The organism is Hymenobacter bucti (genome assembly GCF_042681145.1).
Lineage (GTDB): Bacteria > Bacteroidota > Bacteroidia > Cytophagales > Hymenobacteraceae > Hymenobacter > Hymenobacter bucti.
On the sequence record NZ_JBHUFD010000005.1, the window covers coordinates 815,358 to 834,440 of the forward strand.

Here is a 19,083-nt window from a genome sequence, read left to right on the forward strand (position 1 = left end):
TGGCACAAAACGCAACATGCTTCGTTGTTAAGTTCCCAGCTAGTGAGCCGCGGCGCTCATGAGCGTGGGCTGGGCGCTGGCGGACTGGTACTGGCGCAAAAACTCGGGCCCGGTGCCCGCAAACTGCCCGAACTGGCGGCAAATGTCGGCAATGCGCTGGGCGCTAATGCCGCCGTTTTGCACGGGCAGCTTGCGCTTGAGGTCGTCCACATCAAAGTAGGAGTGCACCGGGATACCTAGGGCCAGCCCCACGTAGGCCACTGTACTGTACTGCGTTACGAGTTCTACCGAGTTCGCAATCATCTCTTCGGTATTACCGCTGGTGTAGATAACGGTGCCGGGCGGCGCGTACTTCTTGACTTCGGCCGTGGCGCGCTCCATGTTCTCATTGGGGTGAAACTTGAAAACCATGGGCCGGCCGGCCGCAATGCGCGTGGCGTGCTGGATAAACTTTTTGCGGTTGTCGGGCCGGAAGGTTTCGCGCATGTCGGTGGTGGCCACCAGTACATAACCACGGTGCGGAAACGAGTTATGGCGCAGCCGCTCGATATTGTCGAAGTTGGGAATGCCCGTCACGACCAGCTTGTGCTTGTCGACCCCGATTTTGGCGAAGTGCTCGGCGTAGCCCGGCGAGGCCACGCAGTAGATATCGCAGCAGTTGTTCATCCCGTTCAGCGCCGTGCTGATGGTGAGGATAGGGAAGTTGGTGAACTTCTTCACGAACCGCGCCCACAGGTTGAGCGGGTCGGTCATGCCTTCCTGCACAAACACCGACTTGGTTTTGGCGAGCAGCGGCCAGGGCACGATAATGTCGGAGCAGCACACGATGAGGTCGTAATCGTGGCCGAATACGCGGTTTTCGAAGTCGTTGCGCAGTTCGTGCTGCGCCAGGTACTTGTCGGCCTTTTCCTTGATGTGGCCCTGCACGATGGTACCGGTCAGGACATTATTGCGAATCAGCCACTTGTAGAAGCCCCGCATCCAGCCATCGTAGTAAAGCTGGCTGAAATACGGCTCGTATTCGTCTTCGAGTAGCTGGGCCACGCCGCGCATCTGCGTGGTTTGGTTGGGCGAACCAATTAAGTAAAGTGCTTTCTTCACTGAAAATTACGTAAAAGCAACACAAAAGTACAACGCACCCCGCCCGTTCGGGCGGGGTGCGCGCGGCGGCCACTACATAGGCCGCGGCTGTAGCTATTGCGTGCGGTACGTGAGGCTGCCGCCCAGCATACCGGCCGCTTTCACCAGCTCTTCCCAGGCTTCGGAAGCGCGGTCGTGGCGCTCCTCCCCGGTGTAGCTAATGGGTGTGGAGCGGCGGCTGGCCAGCTCCGGGGCAAACGCCCCGGTGAGCACAAATTGCCGGCCCTGCACGGCACCAGTCAGTACGACGGCCCCCACCTCCGACACGGCGCGGGGCTCGGTGCGCACCGTCAGTTGCTCGCGGTTGACATCCTTAATAACATAGCCGCGATTAACCAGGCCTTGCATAAGAGCGGTAAGAGCCACAAGGCCACTGTCGCGGCGCTGCACCAAGATGGCATTGGCCTTTTTGGGCGGCAGCACAATAGGCGGCTTGGCGCCAGCGACAGAAGCTGGGCTAGGCGCCGGCGCCTGCTGCGCGAAGCTGGCCACCGGCAACAGCAGCCAGCCAAAAATCAGGAAGGGTTTCATGAAGACTAAGATAAGAGCGCGGAGGAAAGTAAGCTGGAGCGGAGATAAAAAGCGAAATTTAGCTGGCTTGGCAGTTTAAAATCCGGCGCCGTACCTTTGCCCCATCAATTCCTCATCACCTGAAGGATTGTTTTTATAAAGAGGCGTGGAGAGACAGGCTCGACGAAACGCCGGCAACCCCTAGCTACCTGCTAGAACGGTGCCAAGTCCTGGTCATATAAAAACAAGTTTGCCGTGCGCTGCTTTTCTACCCTCCGTCCCGTGTACCTGTCCGCCCCCACTTTGCTGCTGGCGTGTTGTTGTACGTCGGGGCCGGCCGCTTGTGTAGCGAGCGGCGGGGCTGGCTGTCGCGCATAAACCTTTTCATTTTTAGCGGGTTTACTAGCTTCTTCCGCCGCGGCCGTCCCACCGAGCCGGCGGCGGGTCGCCGGGCTGTAGTTGCCGCTACGGGCTGGTTTCGCGCTCTGGTCCCGGCTCGCCCCTAGCGGGGGCCGGGCAGCCCCTCCCCTCTTCTCATCGTTGTTATGGAATTATCTATTCAGGAACAGGTCGATGACCTGCGCCGCTTCGTACCTGAGCACTCGGTGCCCGAAACGCTGGCCCTACTGGCCGAGCGTTTCCCCGGCAAGGTGTCGTTCTCGACCTCTTTTGGATTAGAAGACCAGATACTTACGCACTTTATTTTTGAGAACAACCTGCCCATTCGGGTATTTACGCTCGACACGGCCCGCAATTTTCAGGAGACGTACTCGACCTGGAATAAGACGCTGCTGCGCTACGACAAGCCCATTGAAGTAGTGTTTCCGCAAACGGCGAGCGTGGAAAAGCTGCTGCGCGAAAAGGGCCCAAATAGCTTCTACGAGAGCATCGAAAACCGCAAGGAGTGCTGCTACATCCGCAAGGTGGAGCCCCTAGGTCGGGCGCTGGCCGGGCAGCAGGCCTGGGTCACGGGCATCCGCGCCGAGCAGTCGCAGAACCGCCAGACGATGGACCCCGCCGAGTGGGACGCGGGCCACAACCTAGTGAAAGTGCACCCGCTGCACGACTGGACCTGGGCGCAGTGCGTAGCCTTCGCCCAAGAGCACGGCGTGCCAGTTAACCCATTGCATGCTAAGGGATTCGTAAGCATTGGCTGCGCGCCGTGCACGCGGGCCATCAAGCCGGGCGAGGATTTCCGGGCCGGCCGCTGGTGGTGGGAGGAAGCCGCCGCCAAGGAGTGCGGCCTGCACGGCACGGCCGGTGAGCACCAAGGCTTTGACCCGGTGGTAGAATCAATTAAAGAATAACGAACTACGATGGATTATTTAGATAGATTAGAAGCCGAGGCCATCCACATTATGCGCGAGGTGGCGGGCCAGTTTGAGCGGCCGGCGCTGCTGTTTTCGGGCGGCAAGGACTCGATTGCCCTCACGCGGCTGGCCGAAAAGGCGTTCCGGCCGGGCAAGTTTCCATTTCCGCTGGTACACGTCGATACGGGCCACAACTTCCCCGAGGTGCTGGCTTTCCGCGATAAGCTGGCGGCTGAGCTGGGCGAAAAGCTAATCGTGCGCAAGGTGGAAGACACCATTCGGGAGCGCGGACTGGTGGAGCCGGGCGGCAAATACCCCAGCCGCAACCCACTGCAAACGTACACGTTGCTCGACGTGATTGAGGAATTTGAGTTTGATGCCTGCATCGGCGGGGCGCGGCGCGACGAAGAAAAGGCGCGGGCTAAGGAGCGCATTTTTTCGGTGCGCGACGACTTTGGGCAGTGGGACCCCAAGCGCCAGCGCCCCGAGCTGTGGAACATCTACAACGGCCGCATTCGGAAGGGTGAGAACGTGCGCGTGTTTCCCATTTCGAACTGGACGGAGCTCGACGTGTGGAACTACATCCAGCGCGAGAACATCGAGCTACCCAACATCTACTTCACGCATGAGCGCGAGTGCGTGGTGCTGCCCAGCGGCCAGCTCCTAGGGCTGAGCGAGCACATCACCATCGATGAAGACGACGAAATTGTGACCCGCCAGGTGCGTTTCCGCACCGTGGGCGACTCGACCTGCACGGCCGCCGTGGAAAGCGACGCCGCCACGATTGACGACATCATCCAGGATATCCTGGTAGCCAAGGTGAGCGAGCGCGGCGCCACCCGTCTCGATGACAACCTCTCGGAAACGGGCATGGAAGACCGTAAGCGCAACGGATATTTTTAACTGGTGAGATAGTGAGTAATGAGTCGGTGAGTTTTCTGCCGTTCGCTTCTCCCGCCTTCACTCATTAATTCACCACCTCACCATTTCACCAATGGACCTCCTACGATTTATCACCTGCGGCAGCGTCGACGACGGCAAGAGCACGCTCATCGGGCGCTTGCTCTACGACAGCGACTCGGTATCGCTCGACGTGCTGGCGACGCTTGAAAAGAAGCGCAACGCCACCAACAGCGACTCGGTAGACTTGGCGCTGCTCACCGACGGCCTCAAGGCCGAGCGCGAGCAGGGCATCACGATTGACGTGGCGCACAAGTACTTCACTACGCCGCGCCGCAAGTTTATCATTACCGACGCGCCGGGCCACGTGCAGTACACCCGCAACATGGTGACGGGCGCCAGCAACGCCGACCTGGCCATCGTGCTGGTCGATGCGCGGCAGGGCGTGATTGAGCAGACGCGGCGGCACACGCTGCTGGCCTCACTGCTGGGCATCCGGTACTTCGTGCTGGCGGTGAATAAGATGGACCTGGTGGGCAACGATGAGGCCGTGTTTGAGCGAATCAAAACCGAATACGAGGCCGTGGCGCAGCAGCTGAAGCTGCCGCACGTCATCGCCATCCCGCTGAGCGCCCTGAATGGTGACAACGTGGTACGCCACTCGCCCAGCTTGCCCTGGTACGGCGGCCCCAGCCTGCTCCAGCACCTGGAGAGCGTGCCCACCGTGGCCGACGCCAACCCGCACGAGCCGCGCTTTCAGGTGCAGTACGTTATCCGGCCCCAGACCGAAGAGCTGCCCGACTACCGCGGCTACGCGGGGCGCATCCAGAGCGGCGTATATAAGGTAGGCGACAAGGTGCGCATACAGCCTTCGGGCCTGGAAACGGCCATCGAAGCCATCGAGGTGGGCCAAAAAGAGGTGCCCAGCGCCGAAGCACCGCAGGGCGTAATCCTGCGCCTGCGCGATGACATCGACATCAGCCGCGGCGATTCTATTGTGCCAGTGCACACGTACCCAGCCGTGGTGCGCGAGTTTGAGGCTACGCTCTGCTGGATGGACGAGCGGCCCCTAAAGGCCGGCCGCAAGCTGCTCGTGCAGCACCATTCGGCGGTGGTAAAGGCTTCGGTAGCCGCCATTTTGCAGAAAACCAATATCGAAACCTTCGAGAGCGTGGGCACCGACGAGGCCAAGCTCAACGACATTGTGCGGGTGCGCCTGAAAACCGCCGTGCCGCTGGTGGTAGACGAGTACCGCTCGAACCGCCAGACGGGCGCATTCATTCTAGTGGACGAGCAGACGGGCAGCACGCTAGCAGCGGGACTGGTGACGGCTACGGACGCGGAGTATTTCACGCAGGAAATGGCGGTGGAGCCGGCGTTTTCGATTTAGACGCATAACCCCACCCCCGGCCCCTCCCCTTCGGGAGAGGGGAGCTGACCGCCAACCGACGTTCGCAGTCGTCAGGCTCCCCTCTCCCGAAGGAGAGGGGCCGGGGGTGGGGTAACACGAGCGACGAGCTCACAACTTTTATAACAGACTATCAACTAAGATGCTTCCTATCCTACCTGCCACCCTCGACGAAGCGGCTTTGCAAAACCTTACGGCGGGCCTCTCGCCGCAGCAGCTAGTGTGGCTGAGTGGCTACCTCTACGGCCAAGCCACGGGCGCGGGCGGCGGAGTAGCAGCGGCCCCGGCGGCCGTAGCGGCGCCAGTTACCGCTGCCCCGGCCATTGAGAAGCTTACGATTCTCTACGGCTCCCACACCGGCAACGGCAAGAAAATAGCTCAGCAAACCGCCGATGCCGCCACCGCCAAAGGCCTGAAAGCCGAGGTAATCGACATGAACGACTACGCCCCGCGGCAGCTGGCGCAGGAGCAGAACCTGCTCGTGATAGTGAGCACGCACGGCGAGGGCGAGCCACCCATCTCGGCCGAGGAGCTGCACGCCTTTATCAACGGCCCTAGGGCACCCAAATTACCGAAGCTGCGCTACGCCGTATTCGCCCTAGGTGACAAAAGCTACCTGCAATACTGCCAGACCGGCAAGGACTTCGACCAGAAACTGGCCGAGCTAGGCGGCACCCGCCTGCTTGACCGCGTGGATGCCGACGTGGCGTATAAAGCGCCCGCCGCCCAGTGGGTAGAAGACGTACTGAACGCGCTGACGAGCGCGGGCACGGTTGGTGAAACCGCTACTACTACGGCTACTTCGACCGCCCCAGCTGCTGTGGTAGCGGATGTTGTTACCGAGTACACCGCCGAAAACCCCTGGCCAGCCAAAGTACTTGAAAGCATTCAGCTTAACGGTCGCGGCTCGGACAAGGAGACGTACCACATCGAGCTGGACTTGGCCGGCTCGGGCCTGCACTACGCGCCCGGCGACGCGCTGGCCGTGGTGCCCGCCAACCACCTGCCGCTGGTGGAAGAAGTGCTGCTGGCCGCCCGCCTCAGCGACACCACCGCCGTGCAAGTGGACGGCGAAAGCCTGCCGCTGGCCGCCGCCCTGGCCACTCACCGCGAGCTCACCGTGCTGACCCGCGACGTGCTGGAGCGCTACGCCGCCCTGGCCCCGCACGCTGGCTTACAAGAGCTGCTGACTGACCAAAATCGCCTGCAACCATACCTCTACGGCCGCGATGTGGCCGACTTGCTCACAGAATTTCCCTCCGGCGCGCTCACCGCGCAGGCCCTGGCCGATGTACTGCGGCCGCTGCCCAGCCGGGCGTATTCCATCGCGAGCAGCCTGCTGGCGCACCCCGAGGAGGTGCACCTCACGGTGGGCGCGGTGCGCTACGAGGCCTTCGGGCGGCAGAAGCACGGCGTGTGCTCGTCTTTCCTGGCCGACCGCGTGGCGGTGGGCGACACAGCGCGGGTGTACGTGCAGCACAACGAGTACTTCCGCCTGCCGGCGGATGGCGACACCGACATTATTATGATTGGCGCGGGCACGGGCATTGCACCTTTCCGAGCCTTTGTAGAAGAGCGCGTGGAACTCGGCGCGGCCGGCCGCAACTGGCTACTCTTCGGTAACCCGCACTTTACCACCGACTTCCTCTACCAGGCCGAGTGGCAGCAGCACCTTAAAAAAGGCACGTTGAGCCGGCTCGATGTGGCTTTCTCGCGCGACCAAGCCGAGAAAGTCTACGTGCAGGACCGCCTGCTCGAAGCTAGCCGTGACGTATTCGGCTGGCTCGAAAACGGCGCGCAGCTCTACGTGTGCGGCGATAAAAACCGCCTAGGTGGCGCCGTGCAAGCTGCCCTTACCCAAGTGGTGCAGAAGGAAGCCGGCCTCTCGGCCGAGGATGCGACCGCCTACGTGAAGAACCTGCGTAAGCAGCGCCGATATTTAGAAGACGTGTATTAGCCGGCGAGCCGTAGCTCGAAGCCCTGCTTCGCGCTACGGCGCCCGCACTAGCCACACTACCCATTCCCACCCATCCAACTAGCACATTACTCAACAACGGGCAGAGCTAAACTCCGCACCTTATACCATGAAATCCGCTTTCCTCCTGAATCCACTTGCCACTTTCTGCCTCGCCGGAAGCTGTTGTTGTTGAAGCTGCCACTGGCGCGCCGGGGTACCTAGGGTATCGGTCAGCCATTTGCTAGCCCGACCTTGAAATTGGGCTTATTCAACTCAACTAGTGCAAGTTATATTCAGGATGAAACTACATTATTCCGCCTTTTGGTTGCCCGTGGTGGTGGCCACTGCTAGCGCCACGCCGGCGTTCGCCCAAACCGAATTGATTGCCATCAGTGGCGTAGTGCGCGAAAAAGGTGGCCAGGAAGGGCTGCCCGGCGTGAGCGTCAGCGTGAAGGGCGGCAGCGTGGGCACCCAGAGCGATGTGGATGGCAAATTTGCCTTTAAGGCCAAGCTGCGCTACCCATTTGTGCTCGTGTTCAACGCCATCGGACACGATACCCAGGAGCTGGAGATTACCAGCGCCCAGCAGCCCATTTCGGTGGCGCTCGACTCGCGGGGCGTGCTCACGAATGAGGTCGTAGTGTCGGCCTCGCGGGTCGAGGAAAGCCGGTTGAAGTCGCCGGTGGCGATTGAGAAGCTCGACATTCGGGCCATCAAGGAAACGCCCGCGCCGAGCTTCTACGACGCGCTGGAAAGCGTGAAGGGCGTGCAGATGCTCACTAGCAGCCTAACGTTTAAAGTGCCGAATACCAGGGGCTTTAATATTCCCAATAACTTCCGCTTTATGCAGCTCGTGGATGGCGTGGACATGCAGGCGGCCACCCTAGGCGTGCCGCTGGGCAACGCCATCGGGCCGACCGAGCTCGATATTGCCAGCGTGGAAATCACGCCCGGCGCGGCCTCGGCCCTCTATGGCATGAACGCCATCAACGGCATGGCCAACCTCACCACCAAGAGCCCCTTTACCTACCAGGGCCTCAGCGTATACCAGAAAGTGGGCGTGAACCACGTGGACGGCCGCGACCGCGACCCGAGCGTGCTCACCGAAACCGCCATCCGCTGGGCACAGACCCTGGGGGCCGATAAGCGCTGGGCCTATAAGGTGAACCTCGACTACCTGCGCGGTACCGACTGGCTCTCCAACACTCAAACCGACCAGAACCCGCAGGGGCTTTCGACCTCTAACCCAGCATTCCCAGAGCTATCAGGCGCCTCCAACCCAGCCGCCGACCTGTGGAACCGCTACGGCGACGACACCAACTCGTCGCTGTCGATAACGATTCCTTACCAGGGTCGCAACCAGGCGTTTACCGTGACGCGCACGGGCTACTACGAGCGCGATTTGGTGAACCCCATCGTGCGCAACATCAAGGCCGATGCCACGGTAGCTTATAAGCTGACCGACGCCCTGGAGCTAAGCTACGGCTACCGCTTCGGGCTGATGGATGGCGTGTTTCAGCGCGGCAACAAGATTCAGCTCAATGGCGTGACGGTGCAAAACCACAAGCTGGAGCTGCGCGGCAAAGACTTTACTGTGCGCGCCTACACGCTGCTGGAGAACACGGGTAACTCGTACAACCTCAACCCGCTGGCGCTGAACCTGGACCTGCAAAACGGCTCGAACGCTGTGTGGGGCAACAAGTTTAGCACCGCGCTGCAAAGCCAATTGGCCGCCGGCACCGGCCTGGGACCAGCTATGCAGGCCGCCCGCGCCGCCGCCGATGCCGGCCGCGCCGAGCCCGGCACCGCCGCCTTCGACGCCCTCAAAGCACAGATTATCAGCACCAATAACTGGGACAGCGGCGTGAACGTGAAGGGTGCGCCCATCCCCGGTGGGGCGGCGCTCTCGCAGCACAGCCGCACCTACCACGCCGATGGCGTGTGGAACCTCGGCGAGCGCATCAAGTTCCTGGACGTGCTGGTGGGCGCCGATGCCCGCATCTACCAGATTATCCCGGATGGCAACAACTTCGTGGACTTTACCTTACCGCTGGCCGAGCGTAACCAGCCGGGCGGCAACTTCGTGTATTACAAGAAATTTGGCGCTTTTGCCCAGGGCTCTAAGCTCTTGCTGGATGACAAATTAAAGCTAACTGCCTCGGTGCGGGTGGACTACAACCCCGAGTTTACGGCCAAGGTCAACCCGCGCCTGGCGGCCGTGTACACGGTGGCCGAGAAGCACAATTTCCGGGCCTCGTACCAAAACGGCTGGCGCTTCCCCTCGCTTTTTGAGGCGCTGTCCTTCGTGAACAACGGCAACGTGCGCCGCGTGGGCGGCTTGGCCCGCGTGAACGAGGGCCTGAACTACCTCCAAAACTCGTACACCCGCACCAGCATCGACCAGTTTAACGCGGCCGTGAACGCCTACGTGGCCGCCAACGCCGGCAGCACTGCTGCCCAAGCCGCCGTACTGGCCCAAAACCGCAGCTTACTAGTAGTAGCCAACCTGCCCACCGAACAGCCCGAGCAAATCAACGCCTTCGAAGTTGGCTACCGCAGCGTGCTGTTTGACAATCGCTTATCCATCGACGCCGATGCGTATTACAACGTCTACTCGGGCTTCCTAGGTCAGGTAGAAGTGAGTGTGCCCAAGGACGCCACCGGCGGCCAGGTGGCCGTGGGTACCGATGCCGCCGTGCTCGCCGCCCTGCGCGCCAACCGCGACGCCCGCCAGGACCGCTACCGCGTGTACACCAACTCGCGCCAGAATTACAACAGCTACGGCTCGACCCTAGGGCTGACCTACAATTTCTTCCAGAAATACACCGTCGGCGGTAACATCAATTATAATAACCTCTCGAAAAACACCCAGCAGGACGTGTTTGTAACCGGCTTCAACACCCCGAAATGGGCCGGCAGCGCCTCCTTCGGCAACCGCGAAATCGTGCGCAACGTGGGCTTCAACGTGGTGTATCACTGGCAAACCAGCTTCTACTGGGAAAGCCCGCTGGCCAACGGCCAGGTGCCCGCCTTCAACACCCTCGATGCCCAGGTAAACCTGCGTGTGCCGACGCTAAAAACGACCATCAAGCTCGGCGCGACGGACGTTTTCAACCGTCGCTACGTGCAATATGCGGCCGGCCCGACGCTGGGGGGATTGTATTACGTGACGCTGACGTTTGATAATACTGTTTTGCACTAGGGTCAATTATCAATGAGCAACTATCAATTATCAGCCTTTCGAGCGGTCGCAACAGTCGCCTCGCGGTACGCTGTAATTACCAAGCGACTAGCTCCCAATGCTCATTGATAATCAGCCACTGACATACCCCCTGATAATTGCTCATTGATAACTGATAATTAAAATAATGTCCATTCCCTCCAACCACTCCGAAGTAGAGCACGTCAAAATCGCCAGCCGCTACCTGCGCGGTACGCTCGCCGATAGCCTGCGCAACCGCCTCACTGGCGCGCTCAACCCCGATGATACGCACCTCATTAAGTTCCACGGCTCGTATCAACAGGCTGACCGCGACCTCGATAGCGAGCGTAAGCGCCAGAAGCTAGAGCCGCTGTTCTCGTTTATGATGCGGGTGCGGGTGCCGGGCGGCGTGTGCTCAGCCAGCCAGTGGGCGCGCATGAGCGAGCTCAGCGACCGCTTCGGCAACGGCACCCTCAAGCTGACCACGCGGCAGGCCTTCCAGCTACACGGCGTGCTCAAGCGCAACCTAGCGGCCACGGTGCAGGGCTTCGACGAGGTGCTGCTCGACAGTATCGCGGGCTGCGGCGACGTGAACCGCAACGTGATGTGCAACACCAACCCGCATGAGTCGCCGCTGCACGAGCAAATCGTGGGTGTGGCTCAGGAAATCAGCCGGCACCTCACGCCGCGCACCACGGCCTACCGCGAAATCTGGATTGACGGCGGCGGCGACTTGCAAGAAACCACCGAGGCCGTGGACGACGAGCCTATCTACGGCCACACCTACCTACCGCGCAAGTTCAAAATCGCGCTGGCCCTGCCGCCCTACAACGATACCGACATCTACGCCAACGACCTAGGACTCATTGCTATCGAGGAAGATGGCAAGCTCTTAGGCTTCAACGTGGCCGTGGGCGGCGGCCTAGGTATGACCTTCGGCATGAATGAAACCTACCCGCGCCTGGCCGACCTCATCGGCTTCGTGGCCGTGGACGACGTGGTGGATGTGTGCGAAAAAATCGTAACCATCCAACGCGACTGGGGCAACCGCGAAAACCGCAAGTTTTCGCGCGTCAAGTACACCCTCGACCGCGTGGGCCTGCCCGCCTTCGTGGCCGAGCTGCACCAGCGCCTAGGCTACGCCCTAGCCGAAGCCAAGCCGTTCCGTTTCACCAGCTCAAGCGATGCCTTTGGCTGGGCGCCGGGCCTGAGCGGCCGCTCCAACCTCACGCTCTTCATCGAAGGCGGCCGCATCCTCGACCGTCCGGGCTATGGGGTGAAGTCGGCCCTGGCCGAAATCGCCACCTTCCACACCGGCGATTTTCGCCTGACCGGCAACCAGAACCTTATCGTCGGCAACATCGAAGAAGGGCACCGCCTGCGCGTGCAAGAGATTTTGGAAAAGCACGGCGCGGCCCCCAAAGCCGAGCAACTCACGGCCCTGCGACGCGACGCGCTGGCCTGCGTGGCCCTCAATACCTGCTCGCAGGCCTTCGCCGAAGCGGAGCGCTACCTGCCCAGCCTGCTCGACAAGCTCGATACCGTTATCCGTGCCCACGGCCTGGCCGAGGACAGCATTCTGATTAGAATGACGGGCTGCCCCAACGGCTGCGCCCGCCCCTACCTCGGCGAAATCGGCCTAGTAGGCAAGGCACCGGGCCGCTATAACCTCTACCTGGGCGCCAGCCACCACGGCGACCGCCTCAACAAACTCTACCGCGAAATGCTCGACGAGGACGGCATCCTGCGCGAGCTCACGCCGCTGCTCGCCGCCTATGCCACCGAGCGCGAAGCCGGCGAGTCGTTTGGCGACTTTGTGGTGCGGACAGGCGTGGTAAAGGCGACCGTGGCGGGGCTCGATTTTCACGCTTAACGCAGATTGATGGACGGGGTATGGTTGTCAGCGAGCGTAGCGAAGCAATCGCATTAAGACGAGGCTTAATAGGTGCGATTGCCTCGCTGCGCTCGCAATGACAATTGTAGTCTTACCCCAAAACCACATCCAAGCACTACTTTACCAGTCAATTATGTCTACCGACCTGCTTATGCCCGCTGCTGCCGACGCTGCCGCCCCCGCGGGCGCAGCCGTGCCGGTATTTCTGGACCTTAATCAGCGGCGGGTGCTGCTGGTGGGCGGCGGCACCGAAGCCCTGGCGCAGCTCAGCACCGTGCTCGCCGAGCACCCCACGGCCTGCGTAACGGTGGTGGCCCCGCGCCTGCTGCCCGAATTAACGGCCCTCACCCAGCGCCACCCGCAGGTGCAGGTGCTGCGCCGCGCCTTTGAGCCCACCGACCTAGCCGGGCACGACCTGGTGCTGGTAGCCACCCCCGATACCGAGTTGCACGGCCGCGTGCGGGCCGGGGCTGCCGCCCGCCGGCTGCACGCCGTGGCCGCCTTTGGCCCCGCCGAAGAGACGGAGGCCACCGTCTTCTGGCGGCGCGTGGCTACTTGGGCGCTGCTGGCGTTTGCGGGGTTTTTGGTGCTCAATATCCTGTCGTATTACTTCACCTGGCAGCAGGCGTGGGGCGTGGCGCGCAGCTCGGGTACGTTCTACACGTTTGTGGCTGTGGGCTTTATAGCCCAAATGATTGATGGCATGCTGGGCATGGGCTACGGCATCGTGTCAGCCATCAGCCTGATGACGCTGGGGCTGAACCCGGCTTCGGTGAGCGCCAGCATTCACACGGCTGAGATGTTTGCCAGCGGCGCCTCGGGCTACAATCACTACCGCTTCGGCAACGTTAATAAGAAGCTATTCAAGGTCTTGGTGCTGCCCGGCGTGGCCGGCTCCATTGCCGGCGCGCTGCTGCTGGCCCGCCTGGGCGAGAAGCATGTGGCTTATCTCAAGCCGGTACTGGCGCTGTACCTGCTCATCCTGGGCATCCGCATTATCAGCAAGGCCATCAAGAAGCAGACGCAGCAGCGCAAAAAGGTGAAGAATGCCGGCTGGCTAGCCGGGGCGGGCGGCTTCCTCGACTCGTTTGGTGGGGGCGGTTGGGGGCCCCTGGTCACGAGCACACTCATCGCCAACGGCCGCACGCCCAACTACGTCATCGGCACCGTGAGTCTGGTCGAGTTTTTCGTGACCTTCGCCAGCGCCGTTACGTTTTTCTCAGTGCTGGGCCTCAAGCATTGGCAAATCGTGCTAGGCCTCATTGTGGGCGGCGTGGCGGCTGCGCCCATCGCCGCCCGCCTCGCCGGCCGCCTGCCCACCCGCTGGATGTTTATCGGCGTAGGCAGCATGGTTATTTTTTGGAGCCTCTGGACACTACGCAAGCTGCTGTAGGCCTGCTTGGCTCTTTGCAGGGCAGGGGGCACTGCGCTAGCTTGGGGCAGCCTAGGTGGTGAGGCCGGCATCTTGTGATGCTCGGCAACCGGGGCCGGCTCGTTATGGCCTCGATACCTTCACAAACTGCTGCTGCGCCCCTTGCTGCACGTGCACGAGATACAGACCGGGAGCCCATTGCGCGGCCTCCGGCAACGTAATGGTGCTGGTTCCAGCTGCTGGAGAGAGAGCTCGCTGCCCGACCCGGCGCCCTTGCGCATCAGTGATGTGCAGCCAGGCTGGGCCAGCCGTGGCCGTGCGCACCAGCACGTGCAGGGGCTGGCCCGGCGGCACGGGGCTTGGAAAAGCCGTAACCCCGAGTGCCATGGCCGGCACGGCAAGCAGGCGCACCGACGAATACACGCCAGTGCCATCCGTGTCGACCTGCCGCAGGCGATAATAGACCTGAGCTACTGCGTAGCGGGCCAAGTCTGCATCCCGAAACTGATAGGTATGGCGCCCGGTGCTCGTGCCGGTCCCGGCTATTTGCCCCAGCGCCGTGAAGGTGCGACCATCCGAACTGCTTTCTACTTGGAAATAAGCATTTTGCTGTTCCGAGGCCGTGGTCCACTCCAAAAGACCGTCGCCTCCCTGGCGCTGAGCGGTGAAGGCCACCAGAGTTACGGGCAAAGGAGTGGGTGCGGTAGGCTCAAAAACCAGCGAAAACCGCGTACTAGTGGCGTAGCTACCCCCGGGCACCGCCTCCGCCAAGGAAAAAGAGAACGTAGTTCCGAGCGTCAATAGCTGACGGGTTTGCTGCTGCGCATCAATTAGAAACACCTTAGCCGAAATCAAACTTAACCTACTGACCACCAAAGTATACTGGTCATCTCTGGGAACGCCCACAAACAAGCTAATCGTGAGCGGGGCGGCGAGCGTCGGCAGCGGCAGCGCATTAATGGCCAGCCGCTGCCCGTCTTGGGTAAAGCTAGCCAAGTTCAGGCCGCTGCTATTCAGCATTTTTACCGCGTCGTATTCAGAGTCGAAGCCCGTGGTAGCGCCGCTTTGCTCATAAACGTAAGCTTGGTCGACAAGCTCATCGGCCGCGCCTTGCAAATCGAGTTGCAGCTGCGGCTTTACTTGCGCCTGGGCAGCCAAAGCCAGCAGGCCCAGGCAAAGCCCGAGCGCCGCCCGCCGCACGGTATTTCTTAGGTGCGCGCGGGCGCCAACGCGCTGAGCATAAGCAAATAGGCTAGCGTATAGAATAATCATTGCGCAAGAGGTTCAGATACTAGCTGCGCCCCGAAGACCCGCGTCCTCAGGCACCGCAGCTGGTCCAGCGCCTCCGTAATAGCTGATGAGCCGGCAGTTATTTTGCCTGGCTACTTCAATCTGGCTACGCCCTGCCTAGGTTACTCGTGCGCCAGGCCACCGCAGCAGCGGCACCAGCACCATCACGGGCAGCGGCGATAAAAGCCCGTGCAAGAGCCGGCTGGCCAAGACCGTGAGCAGCGGTTGCCCCGCCGCGCGGCCCGCCAGCAGCAACACCAGGCTAAGCAACCCAATGCCGCCGTACAGACGCAGCCCCCACCGCCAGCCTTCACCCTTGGGTAGCAGCGCACAAAGCAGGCCCATGCTTAGTGCCACGTAGCCAGCGGCAAAGAGCAAGACGGCTGCCACGGTATGGGGGCGCTCCATGAGCGGCCGCACGCTACTGCCCGCTACTTGGTCGAGGTAAGCCGCCGCCGGTAGCAACTGCGTAAGCTGCTGCCAAGCCGCATCCAACCACGCGTAAAGTGTTTCCTCATACAGGCGCGTACTCAGCAGCAGCCCTAGTAACACGAGACTGATGGCCAGCCGCGTAGCCGAAAGTCCCCCTAGGGCATGGGCCAGCCGAGACTCCGAAGCCGGCACCGGACTAAGCGGCGGCATACGACTCCGTGGCCGGGCGGCGCGCGGCCGTAGCTCCCCGCGTGGCCCACCACATCCAGAGGGCAAAGATACCAGCGTACACCACAGCCGTGAAGGTATAGTGGTGGTTGAAATCAGCCGACTGGTAATCGTAATACTTGTTGAAACTCAGCGCAATAACGCGCAGCACGTTAAGGCTGTAAATCAGAAACAACCCTAGGGGAATGAACCATAGCTTGCGCCGGAATGGCCCCGGAAAGGCCACAATAAAGCCACTGAACAGCGCGTAGAGCACCAGCCCGTTGCACGGATGCCAAATAAACACCACCGGCCGCCCAGCCAAGCTGATGAGTGGTTGGGCTCCGCCCGATATGGTGGCATCGTAGCCCAGCAGCCGTAGCCCAGCCGCGCACACGGTGGCCAGGTTATGAGTCAGGGCCGCATCGAGGCGGCCATCAGCGGCCAGGTAGTGCTCATACCCCAAGAACCAGAGTAGGTAGAGCCCCCCAGCCAGCAGCGCAAAGCGGAGCAGCGGCGACGAGACCCGAGGCGAAGAAGGTGGCAGAGTGGGTGACATACGCAAGAAAAGCCTTGGCGCCCAGAGCCGCAGCAAGATTAAGCAAGCTACTATCTCCCTAGCCAGCTACCGTTTCAGCAGCCAGCTAAGGAGATGAGTATGAAGAAGCTAGGCGCGGCGTTTGCGCAGCCGACGGACTGCGTAGGCTGCCCCGCCTGCAAGCAGTACCGAGATGCCACCATCAATAGGAACGCCCGTGGGAGTGGGGCCACCCGACCCAGGCTGCGCGTGGCTAGTCAAGGCAAACAGAAGCAGTGCTACGAGCGGTAGAAAGCGAAGCATGAGCAGAGGGTTTAAGGGTAAAATTTGAGAATGTAAATAAAGCAACAAAAACTTATAAAAAGACATGTTAATTATTCGGTAACAAGTTATTTAGTTACCGCCTACCCGCTAGTGTTCAGCTAGTAGCTGCCAATTTTCCAAGCAAAATTCAATTACCTTGCAATCAAGCAGGTTTTTGCTCGTGCTCAGCGGGCCGGCCGCAGCAACACTAAGTTTTGGAAATAGGTCACTGGCTGGGTCCAAAATAAACGTGCACCTAGCCTGAAAAGCTGCCTATGTCAACGGCTACCGGGTGCAGCCCTCAACCACTGGCACCACCCGAACTACCGTTAAGGACGTGCGAGACAGAGCCGTGGCCGCTGCCAACCTCACCCGGTCATTAGGGCGCCGCCGGCTACGCAGGGGTACGCTGCATCGACCGAGCCACTGCCCACGGCTTCTTACTGCCCGAGTTTGCGGTGTGCGACACCACTACCACAGCCCGCCTGCCGCAGGCTGCGCCAGTGGCCGCCCAGCCGCAGAGCTTAACCATCTACCCTAGCTCAGCCAGCGACTAATTTACCGTCGCCTAGCCTCAAGCTAAACTAATGCCCAACTACCCCTCAGTAATCACCTAGGGCTAACTAGTACACCGCCAAGACTTAATTAGGTCGAACATGTCGTTGACCTGCATGCCTTGGCCACCAGCGTCCATCTACTCGCCCTCACCAACCCGCAGGGCTAGGTTACCCGCAAAATCAGTAAGCAGAAAATCCGCCTCGCGGCCCCTAGGGGGCCAGAACTGGCTATAAACAACAAGACCCGCTGAGTTTCAGCGGGTCTTGTTGTTTAAAAGCGCTCCCTCCTGGGCTCGAACCAGGGACCCTCTGATTAACAGTCAGATGCTCTAACCGGCTGAGCTAAGGAAGCTTTTTGTATCCGAAACCGGCGCTTTCGGGCTGCAAAGATAGGAAGGGCGTTTTTGAATTTGCAAGCAAGACAGCAAAAAATGTTCGCTAAATCAGTTTGTAATCGTTAACAAGTTGCCGCTCAAACTAGTAGAATACTGGCGCAAGGGCCGCTGGGCCGGCCCACCCGTCACGTTGCCCCGAAAGTCGAACTGTGAATTGCAGCAGCTATCCCGAAAAAACAGCCGCGAGCGGTCAAGACTCACCGTGGAACAAGCATCGTAAGGCTGGTAGGGGCAGTTACGGTCGAAGGCCAAGTAGGTGCTCGCGTTCTGCCGCACCACCAGCAGTCCCTTCACGCCGCCGCCGTTGAGGCCGCTGGCAGGCAATGCCACCACACCGTTGTCGAAGCGCAGGGCCTGGTACTGCTGGTTGGTTATGTTGAGCTGGGTGCTGAACGAAATCGACGGAATCGTCTGGGTCGTGGTGGCCGAGCCACAGGCGGCGAGGAGCAGCGCCAGGGGTAACAGAAGGGAGCCGCGCATAAATAAAAAAAAGTAGACTCGGCCACAACGCCGGCCGCCACCAAATTATTCCTTGGGCTGCCGGACAGGCCGGCGCCCTAGGCTACTTTTTGAACAGCGAATTGACGAAGGTGTGCCGGTCGAAGAGTTGCAAGTCGGTCATCTTCTCCCCCACCCCGATGTAGCGCACCGGGATGCTGAACTGGTCACTGATACCAATAACCACGCCGCCCTTGGCCGTACCATCGAGCTTGGTGATGGCCAGGGCCGATACTTCAGTAGCGCGAGTGAACTCTTTGGCTTGCAAAAAGGCGTTCTGGCCGGTACTGCCGTCGAGCACCAGCAACACCTCGTGCGGCGCCTCGGGAATGACCTTCTGCATCACGCGCTTGATTTTGCTGAGCTCGTTCATCAGATTCACCTTGTTGTGCAGGCGGCCGGCGGTGTCGATGATGACCACGTCGGCGCCCATCTCCACGCCTTTCAGCACGGCATCGTAGGCCACGGCGGCGGGGTCGGTGTTCATGCCGTGCGAGATAACGGGCACGCCCACCCGCTGGCCCCACACGATGAGCTGGTCCACCGCAGCCGCCCGGAAAGTGTCAGCGGCCCCTAGGACTACCTTTTTGCCGGCCGAGTGGAAGCGGTGCGCCAGCTTGCCGATGGTCGTGGTTTTGCCCACGCCGTTCACGCCTACCACCATAATCACGAAGGGGTGGCCGGGGCTATCGGGCCGGTCCAGGATGGCGCGCGAGCCGGTGGTATCGCCGTGCGCATCGAGCAGGCCCACAATCTCTTCGCGCAAGATGCGGTCGAGCTCGTTGGTGCTCACGTACTTGTCGCGGGCCACGCGCTTCTCGATGCGGTCGATGACTTTCACTGTCGTGTCTATACCCACGTCGGCGTGCACGAGCAGCGTTTCAAGGTCGTCGAGCACGGACTCATCCACCGTGTTCTTGCCCACTACGGCCTTGCTGAGCTGGTCAAAGAAGTTAGTCTTCGTTTTCTGCAAACCTTCGTCGAGGGCCTGCTGCTGCTCCTTATTTTCCTTGTCTTTCTTAAAAAAGTCGAAGAGTCCCATATAGCTGTAGCGCGAAGCTCTGCTTCGCGGGTCGTTGAATGCGAAAGAAAGACGCTGGTAACGGAAACGCGAAGCGGAGCTTCGCGCTACTACCTAACACGAAAAAAGTCCCACGAAGGTGGGACTTT

Annotated in this window: 15 protein-coding genes, 1 tRNA gene and 1 riboswitch; of the genes, 7 read left to right on the plus strand and 9 right to left on the minus strand. The window is 60.9% G+C overall.

Annotation, left to right across the window (positions count from 1 at the left end):
- Positions 1–39 precede the first annotated feature (39 nt).
- On the minus strand, positions 40–1,101 hold the full coding sequence (locus ACFSDX_RS15460; RefSeq protein WP_382315090.1) for a hypothetical protein: 1,062 nt from the start codon (positions 1,099–1,101) through the stop codon (positions 40–42).
- A gap of 93 nt (positions 1,102–1,194) precedes the next feature.
- The gene (locus tag ACFSDX_RS15465; RefSeq protein WP_382315092.1) at positions 1,195–1,671 is read right to left on the minus strand and encodes a hypothetical protein; all 477 of its coding nucleotides are present in this window, start codon (positions 1,669–1,671) and stop codon (positions 1,195–1,197) included.
- Between the two features lie 130 nt (positions 1,672–1,801).
- A riboswitch (SAM riboswitch) is annotated at positions 1,802–1,895 on the plus strand.
- Positions 1,896–2,195: 300 nt separating this feature from the next.
- Between ACFSDX_RS15465 and ACFSDX_RS15470 the strand changes: the two genes are divergently transcribed.
- The 7 genes from ACFSDX_RS15470 (at position 2,196) to ACFSDX_RS15500 (ending at position 13,714) form a co-directional block, all read left to right on the plus strand.
- Positions 2,196–2,957 carry a phosphoadenylyl-sulfate reductase gene (locus tag ACFSDX_RS15470; protein WP_382315094.1) on the plus strand — a complete coding sequence of 254 codons (762 nt, stop codon included), beginning with the start codon at positions 2,196–2,198 and terminating at the stop codon, positions 2,955–2,957.
- A gap of 9 nt (positions 2,958–2,966) precedes the next feature.
- Positions 2,967–3,863 (plus strand): sulfate adenylyltransferase subunit CysD, encoded by an 897-nt coding sequence (gene cysD, locus ACFSDX_RS15475; protein WP_382315096.1) that lies wholly within the window; start codon positions 2,967–2,969, stop codon positions 3,861–3,863.
- A gap of 91 nt (positions 3,864–3,954) precedes the next feature.
- Positions 3,955–5,250, plus strand: a complete 1,296-nt coding sequence (locus ACFSDX_RS15480) for a sulfate adenylyltransferase subunit 1 (protein ID WP_382315098.1) — start codon at positions 3,955–3,957, stop codon at positions 5,248–5,250.
- A 160-nt stretch (positions 5,251–5,410) separates the two neighbouring features.
- Positions 5,411–7,225: an assimilatory sulfite reductase (NADPH) flavoprotein subunit gene (locus ACFSDX_RS15485; protein WP_382315100.1), complete on the plus strand. Its 1,815-nt coding sequence runs from the start codon at positions 5,411–5,413 to the stop codon at positions 7,223–7,225.
- A gap of 298 nt (positions 7,226–7,523) precedes the next feature.
- Entirely contained in the window at positions 7,524–10,427 is a 2,904-nt protein-coding gene (locus ACFSDX_RS15490; protein ID WP_382315102.1) for a TonB-dependent receptor domain-containing protein, read from the plus strand.
- A 166-nt stretch (positions 10,428–10,593) separates the two neighbouring features.
- Complete coding sequence (locus ACFSDX_RS15495) at positions 10,594–12,300, plus strand: NADPH-dependent assimilatory sulfite reductase hemoprotein subunit (RefSeq protein ID WP_382315104.1); 1,707 nt, start codon at positions 10,594–10,596, stop codon at positions 12,298–12,300.
- A gap of 154 nt (positions 12,301–12,454) precedes the next feature.
- A complete protein-coding gene (locus ACFSDX_RS15500; RefSeq protein WP_382315106.1) occupies positions 12,455–13,714 on the plus strand; it encodes a TSUP family transporter in 1,260 nt (419 codons plus the stop codon).
- A gap of 102 nt (positions 13,715–13,816) precedes the next feature.
- Here the strand turns inward: ACFSDX_RS15500 and ACFSDX_RS15505 are convergent, their stop codons facing one another.
- From ACFSDX_RS15505 to ftsY, 7 genes are all read right to left on the minus strand, one after another.
- On the minus strand, positions 13,817–14,965 hold the full coding sequence (locus ACFSDX_RS15505; RefSeq protein ID WP_382315108.1) for a T9SS type A sorting domain-containing protein: 1,149 nt from the start codon (positions 14,963–14,965) through the stop codon (positions 13,817–13,819).
- Positions 14,966–15,100: 135 nt separating this feature from the next.
- On the minus strand, positions 15,101–15,625 hold the full coding sequence (locus tag ACFSDX_RS15510; RefSeq protein WP_382315110.1) for an XrtX-associated membrane protein: 525 nt from the start codon (positions 15,623–15,625) through the stop codon (positions 15,101–15,103).
- A complete protein-coding gene (gene xrtX / locus ACFSDX_RS15515; protein WP_382315112.1) occupies positions 15,612–16,181 on the minus strand; it encodes an exosortase X in 570 nt (189 codons plus the stop codon). The genes ACFSDX_RS15510 and xrtX overlap by 14 nt, the downstream gene beginning before the upstream one ends.
- A 108-nt stretch (positions 16,182–16,289) precedes the next feature.
- Positions 16,290–16,529: a PID-CTERM protein-sorting domain-containing protein gene (locus ACFSDX_RS15520; protein WP_382315114.1), complete on the minus strand. Its 240-nt coding sequence runs from the start codon at positions 16,527–16,529 to the stop codon at positions 16,290–16,292.
- 769 nt (positions 16,530–17,298) lie between these two features.
- Positions 17,299–17,372 (minus strand) — tRNA-Asn (locus tag ACFSDX_RS15525).
- A 91-nt stretch (positions 17,373–17,463) separates the two neighbouring features.
- The gene (locus ACFSDX_RS15530; protein ID WP_382315116.1) at positions 17,464–17,895 is read right to left on the minus strand and encodes a hypothetical protein; all 432 of its coding nucleotides are present in this window, start codon (positions 17,893–17,895) and stop codon (positions 17,464–17,466) included.
- 82 nt (positions 17,896–17,977) lie between these two features.
- Positions 17,978–18,955, minus strand: a complete 978-nt coding sequence (gene ftsY / locus ACFSDX_RS15535; RefSeq protein ID WP_382315118.1) for a signal recognition particle-docking protein FtsY — start codon at positions 18,953–18,955, stop codon at positions 17,978–17,980.
- Positions 18,956–19,083 lie beyond the last annotated feature (128 nt).

What these genes read in the sequence shown, in the direction of transcription:
- ACFSDX_RS15520 (WP_382315114.1), bottom strand. Translation starts at nt 16,529, where the DNA reads ATGTCTTTTTATAAGTTTTTGTTGCTTTATTTACATTCTCAAATTTTA.
- ACFSDX_RS15495 (WP_382315104.1), top strand. Translation starts at nt 10,594, where the DNA reads ATGTCCATTCCCTCCAACCACTCCGAAGTAGAGCACGTCAAAATCGCC.
- ACFSDX_RS15485 (WP_382315100.1), top strand. Translation starts at nt 5,411, where the DNA reads ATGCTTCCTATCCTACCTGCCACCCTCGACGAAGCGGCTTTGCAAAAC.
- ACFSDX_RS15500 (WP_382315106.1), top strand. Translation starts at nt 12,455, where the DNA reads ATGTCTACCGACCTGCTTATGCCCGCTGCTGCCGACGCTGCCGCCCCC.
- ACFSDX_RS15470 (WP_382315094.1), top strand. Translation starts at nt 2,196, where the DNA reads ATGGAATTATCTATTCAGGAACAGGTCGATGACCTGCGCCGCTTCGTA.
- ACFSDX_RS15510 (WP_382315110.1), bottom strand. Translation starts at nt 15,625, where the DNA reads ATGCCGCCGCTTAGTCCGGTGCCGGCTTCGGAGTCTCGGCTGGCCCAT.
- ACFSDX_RS15490 (WP_382315102.1), top strand. Translation starts at nt 7,524, where the DNA reads ATGAAACTACATTATTCCGCCTTTTGGTTGCCCGTGGTGGTGGCCACT.
- cysD (WP_382315096.1), top strand. Translation starts at nt 2,967, where the DNA reads ATGGATTATTTAGATAGATTAGAAGCCGAGGCCATCCACATTATGCGC.
- ACFSDX_RS15530 (WP_382315116.1), bottom strand. Translation starts at nt 17,895, where the DNA reads ATGCGCGGCTCCCTTCTGTTACCCCTGGCGCTGCTCCTCGCCGCCTGT.
- xrtX (WP_382315112.1), bottom strand. Translation starts at nt 16,181, where the DNA reads ATGTCACCCACTCTGCCACCTTCTTCGCCTCGGGTCTCGTCGCCGCTG.
- ACFSDX_RS15465 (WP_382315092.1), bottom strand. Translation starts at nt 1,671, where the DNA reads ATGAAACCCTTCCTGATTTTTGGCTGGCTGCTGTTGCCGGTGGCCAGC.
- ftsY (WP_382315118.1), bottom strand. Translation starts at nt 18,955, where the DNA reads ATGGGACTCTTCGACTTTTTTAAGAAAGACAAGGAAAATAAGGAGCAG.
- ACFSDX_RS15505 (WP_382315108.1), bottom strand. Translation starts at nt 14,965, where the DNA reads ATGATTATTCTATACGCTAGCCTATTTGCTTATGCTCAGCGCGTTGGC.
- ACFSDX_RS15480 (WP_382315098.1), top strand. Translation starts at nt 3,955, where the DNA reads ATGGACCTCCTACGATTTATCACCTGCGGCAGCGTCGACGACGGCAAG.